This is a genomic window from Mesorhizobium sp. M4B.F.Ca.ET.089.01.1.1 (assembly GCF_004022605.1).
GTDB lineage: Bacteria > Pseudomonadota > Alphaproteobacteria > Rhizobiales > Rhizobiaceae > Mesorhizobium > Mesorhizobium abyssinicae.
The window spans coordinates 1-4,868 of the sequence record NZ_RZOS01000422.1; the positions used below are offsets into that span (position 1 = coordinate 1).

6 protein-coding genes and 2 pseudogenes are annotated in these 4,868 nt (G+C 63.9%); 4 read left to right on the forward strand and 4 right to left on the reverse strand.

What is annotated here, in order from left to right:
- Positions 1-10 precede the first annotated feature (10 nt).
- Genes EN780_RS27490 through EN780_RS27500 form a run of 3 tightly spaced genes read left to right on the forward strand, consistent with a single transcriptional unit; the run spans position 11 to position 1,869 of the window.
- Positions 11-715: a DNA alkylation repair protein gene (locus EN780_RS27490; protein WP_128275870.1), complete on the forward strand. Its 705-nt coding sequence runs from the start codon at positions 11-13 to the stop codon at positions 713-715.
- Complete coding sequence (locus EN780_RS27495) at positions 675-1,253, forward strand: GNAT family N-acetyltransferase (RefSeq protein WP_127391886.1); 579 nt, start codon at positions 675-677, stop codon at positions 1,251-1,253. Before EN780_RS27490 ends, EN780_RS27495 begins: the two co-directional genes overlap by 41 nt.
- Before the next feature lie 46 nt (positions 1,254-1,299).
- Entirely contained in the window at positions 1,300-1,869 is a 570-nt protein-coding gene (locus EN780_RS27500) for a DUF3299 domain-containing protein (RefSeq protein WP_127391885.1), read from the forward strand.
- Positions 1,870-1,914: 45 nt separating this feature from the next.
- Here EN780_RS27500 and EN780_RS27505 read toward each other — a convergent pair whose 3' ends face one another.
- The 4 genes and pseudogenes from EN780_RS27505 to EN780_RS27520 all read right to left on the reverse strand — a co-directional run bounded on the left by EN780_RS27505 (position 1,915) and on the right by EN780_RS27520 (position 4,444).
- Complete coding sequence (locus EN780_RS27505) at positions 1,915-2,406, reverse strand: Lrp/AsnC family transcriptional regulator (protein ID WP_126054500.1); 492 nt, start codon at positions 2,404-2,406, stop codon at positions 1,915-1,917.
- A 143-nt stretch (positions 2,407-2,549) separates the two neighbouring features.
- Positions 2,550-3,167 (reverse strand): annotated as a pseudogene (locus tag EN780_RS27510) (uracil-DNA glycosylase family protein); the annotation flags it as partial.
- A 7-nt stretch (positions 3,168-3,174) separates the two neighbouring features.
- A complete protein-coding gene (locus tag EN780_RS27515) occupies positions 3,175-3,786 on the reverse strand; it encodes a glutathione S-transferase (protein WP_128275871.1) in 612 nt (203 codons plus the stop codon).
- 34 nt (positions 3,787-3,820) lie between these two features.
- A complete protein-coding gene (locus tag EN780_RS27520) occupies positions 3,821-4,444 on the reverse strand; it encodes a thermonuclease family protein (protein ID WP_128275872.1) in 624 nt (207 codons plus the stop codon).
- A 114-nt stretch (positions 4,445-4,558) separates the two neighbouring features.
- Between EN780_RS27520 and EN780_RS27525 the strand changes: the two are divergent.
- Positions 4,559-4,868: pseudogene (locus tag EN780_RS27525) on the forward strand (sensor histidine kinase); the annotation flags it as partial.

Consider the following 4,868-nt stretch of genomic DNA (forward strand, 5'->3'; position numbering starts at 1 on the left):
TAGGAACGCGATGGCCGAGCTTTCGCCCCAATCGAGCGCCGACGAAATCGTCGCGTATCTGCGCTCGATCGGCTCGGAGGAAAATCGCCACGGCATGCTGCGCTACGGCATCAAGATCGAGCGTGCGCTTGGCATTCCGCACGGCGTGCAGCGGCAGATCGCCAGGAAGATCAAGCGCAACCATGAACGCGCCTTCGAACTCTGGCAAACCGGTATCATGGAAGCGCAGTTCATCGCTTCCGTGACGGCCGACCCGAAGCGGTTTTCAGCCGCGGATGCGAGGCAATGGGCGGCGTCTTTCGATTCGTGGGATATCGTCGACGGTGTCTCCGATCTCTTCGTCGACACAGACTCCTGGAGGGAACTGATCAACGAGTTCGCCGCCGACGAACGGGAGTTCGTTCGACGCACGGCCTTTGCCATGATGGCCTGGTCGGTCGTGCACCGGAAGAAGGAGCCGGTGGCGACCTTCCTCGACTTCCTGCCGGTCATTGAGGCCCATGCCACCGACAGCCGAAACTTCGTGAAGAAGGCGGTGAACTGGGCGCTTCGTTCGATCGGCAAACGATCGATGGAAATGCGCGGCGCTGCCCTTGCTGTCGCCGAACGACTGGCGCAGTCGACCGACAAGACGGCGCGCTGGATTGGCAAGGACGCAGTGAAGGAACTGACCAATGCCAAGACGATCGAGCGGATCGCCGCCAGGAAAGGCTGACGGCGCCGAAATCCGCTTCGCGGAGGTGACGCGCGCGACACGCGCGGATTTCGAGGAACTTTTCGAACAGCCGGGCGCGCCGAAATATTGCTGGTGCATGGCCTGGCGCCATTCCAGCCGCGAGCACGTCCGGAACGCCGAGAAGAAGCGCATGATGATGGGGCTGATTGAGACCGGGACGCCCGTCGGCATCGTCGCTGAAGTCGACGGCAAGCCGGCCGGCTGGTGCTCGGTCGCGCCGCGCGAGACCTATCGCAGGCTCTCAAAGCTTCAGGACGACAGCGAAACGGGCGTCTGGTCGATCGTCTGCTTCTATGTACCGAGGGCCCTGCGCGGCGGCGGGCTCGCGGCGGCGCTGCTCGACGCGGCGATTGACCATGCCTTTGACAGGGGCGCGCGCGTGATCGAGGCCTATCCGGTCGACCAGGCAGCGCCAAGCTACCGCTTCATGGGTTTTCGCGACATGTTCCGGGTGCGAGGCTTCCACGAGATCGGCACCGCGGGCTCGCGCCGGCATGTGATGCGGCTCGAGCGTTGACGCCGGGGACGGCGGCGTCTTTACTCAGGTGCAAAGGAAGCAGCCAGTGAGCAAGCATCTCAAATCAACCATCGCGCTCTCCGCTGCTTTGCTTATTTCCATTGCCGCCGATGCCTCGGCCGAGACCGCGCATATCTTCTGGAAGGACCTGCGGCCGGCGACGCAGGCGATCGCCGAAGACGCCAACATGCCGATGATCGCGGCGAAACTGCCGGACCACGGCGAGACTCTGTCCCTGGGCCTCCAGGACAAGACCGTTCAATTAGCCGGCTACGCGCTGCCGACCGATCGCGACGGCGACCTCGTCTACCAGTTCCTGCTGGTGCCGTGGACGGGCGCCTGCAGCCATATGCCGACGCCGCCGCCCAACCAGATCGTGCTGGTGACGCCGGCACATCCCTACAAGATGTCAGAGGCCTACCAGCCGGTCTCCATCACTGGCGTGCTGAAGCCGGGGATGGAGAAGAGCCAACTCTTCATCCTCGATGGCGTCTCGGTCATCCAGTCGGGCTACACGGTGCGCAAGGCCGAGGTGGCAAGCGTCAACTCGGTGCCGGACACGGTCACCCTGCCGGTCAGCTCGCCCTGGAGTTTCCTCAACAAAAAGAAGAACTAGGCAGGCTTGCGTGACCTTTCCGGAGAACGGCCACGCATCAGCACCTCAAGCCGCGTTGGCGCCGGCTTCCTTATCCAGCACCATGTAGTCGAGCGGAATCTCGGTCGTGTACTTGATCTGCTCCATGGCAAAGGACGACGAGACGTCGCGGATCTCGATCTTGGCGATCAGCCGCTTGTAGAAGGCGTCGTAGGCGGCGATGTCGGGCACCACCACGCGCAGCAGATAGTCGACGTCGCCGCTCATGCGGTAGAATTCGACCACTTCCGGAAATTCCTGGATCACCTCTGAGAAGCGCCGCAGCCATTCATGGCTGTGCGAATTGGTGCGGATCGACACGAAGACGGTGACGCGCACATTGACCTTCTCGTGGTCGAGGATAGCGACGCGCCGCTTGATGACGCCCTCTTCCTCGAGCTTCTGTATGCGCCGCCAGCAAGGCGTCGTCGACAGGCCGACTTTCTTGGCGACATCGGCGACGGCCAATGTCGCATCCTCCTGCAGGAGGCGCAGAATCTTTCGGTCAAGGCGGTCCATCGGATGCTCCGTTAGTGCATGTCGCCGGCTTGCGTGGCGTGCGCTTTGAGGAATAGTTTGTCCATAATCCCTTTTATTCTGGCCTTTCACAAGAAAGAAATTCTGCCAGACATGCAGAAAGCGGGTGTTTTCTTGCTGTATGCCTAACCAAGGCGATAGCGGATTTCCGACCTCAGGAAGGGCAGCAAATCCATTTCAAACCACGGATTCTTCTTCAGCCAGCCGGTGTTTCGCCACGATGGATGCGGCAGCGGCAACACTTTCGGGCCGGCCGGCGCATCCCATATCGCGCGCCAGTTCCTGACGGTTTCCGTCAACGAGGACTGCCGCGCCGTGCCCATGTGCCAGGACTGCGCGTAGCCGCCGATGGTCAGCACCAGATCGATTTGCGGCATCAGCGCCATCAGTTCGGCGCGCCACGCCGGCGCGCATTCGCGGCGCGGCGGCAGGTCGGCGCCCTTGGCATCCTGGCCGGGAAAGCAGAACCCCATCGGCACGATTGCGAATTTGTCCGTGTCGTAGAACTCCTCGCTGGTTACGCCAAGCCAGCTGCGCAGCCGGTCGCCGGAGGCGTCGGTGAACGGCATGCCCGAGAGGTGGACCTTGGTGCCCGGCGCCTGGCTGGCAAGCAGGATGCGCGCTGTCGATGACGGCAGCAGCACCGGGCGCGGCTCGTGCGGCAATGGCCGGCCAAGCGGCTTCTCGACGCAGATGCGGCAGGCGCGGACCCTTGCCGTCAGTCTCTCCAGCGCTTCGCTCATCCGGGCCTCAGGCGGCCGCGCTCGGCCGGCTGGAGATCGCCGCGTGCCAGCGCAGCACGTTGGTGCATTCCTCCGGCACCTTGATGCGCGCCGGCTTCATGAAGTCGATGGCGATCAGCCCGGTGATGTCGGCGATCGAGAAGCTGTCGCCGGCGGCGAATTCGCGTTGCGCCAGTTCGGCATCGAGCAGCTTCAGGAATTCGACCGCCTTCGGCTTGTTCGCCTCGCCCCACTCAGGGACCTGCGGCACCTCCCATTCCTTCATCGCCGGGTGGATGTGGCGAAAGGCCTGGGCGACACTGCTGAGCAGGTTCAACTCGATGCGCCTTTGCCACATCTCGACCTTTGCCTTGCCGAGCGCGCCTTGCCCGAACAAAGGCGGCTCCGGATAAAGCTCCTCGAAATAGCGGCAGATGGCGACGGATTCGGTGATGATGGTGCCGTCGTCGAGCTCGAGCACCGGCAGGCGCTGCAGCGGGTTGCGCGAACTGACGGCCTGCTGCTTGTGCTCCAGCGCGCCCATGTCGACAGGCACCAGCGGAACCTCGATCCCTTTCTCGGCCAGGAAAACCCGCACCCTGCGTGGATTGGGGGCGCGGCCGCCGTCGAACAGCTTCATTGTCATCCTCCCGATCCAATCTCGCTCCATCTCCTTACCGGAAGCGGAAAAACTCGCGCAAGGCGTCGCCGATAGACGCCAAGGTGCCGTGCTTCCTTTCGACCAGTCCGCGGCCGTGCGTATCGCGCCAGTCCTGCGGCTCGTCGAAAGTACCGGCCCAGATGCCGGCCTTGCCGGCGCGGGCGCCGGCCTCCTCGGCCTCGAAATCGCCATAGGCGACGGCCCAGCCGGCCTCGACCTGGGCGCGGTTGAGGTTGACGCCGCCCGCCTTGCAGTCCCCAAGCAGCCGGCCATAGCGGTCCTGCTGCCAGCCGCTGCAGGACACGGGACGGCCGCCTATCAGCTGCACCAGCGACTGCCGCGCGAGCTTGCCGCAGGCATAGTCGGCGCCGTCCCTGCGGCAGGTCTGCTGGTACTCCGGCGCGTCGATGCCGCGCATGCGGATGCGCGTGGCGCCAAGCGTGATCGAATCGCCGTCATTGACGATCGCCGCGCCCGCGGCCTCGCGCGTCTCGAAGCGGTCGAGGCGGGCCGCGAGCAGGATCAGCAGACCGAGCAGAACTATGGTCAGGCAATAGTCGAAAAGCCGCCGCCACAGGCTGCGAGGCGGCTGCGGAGCGTATCGCCGGCGCGGCCTCGGCGACCAGGAACGGCTCATATGGCAAACAGTCTCTTAATCATTCGAACGTAGCTTAACGAATTGAAATCGCTGCGCGCAGAAATTGAAGTTTGTATGCCTTTGCTACGCTCGAACACAGCGGACAAATTCATTGTGGACCGCAGGAAACCGCATCGCAACAGCGATGTGGCGCGCGCGGTGCGCAGAACCCGTGACCGTCTTTCGCAGCAGGCCGGCAGCCTCGACTTCGACCGCGAGCTCCTGAGGCTGCATGCCCGCACCATGGTGGTCAGCGCGACCGCCATGCCGATCCTGGTGCTGGCGATCGCCGCGACGGGCCTGCTGGCCGGCCTCGACAAGAAGATCGGCATCTGGGCGCTGTTCACCCTGCTTTGCTACGCGATCGTCGCCTTCATGGCGCGGCGCATCGAGCGGACGGAAGCGTCCCAGATCGATCCGTCGC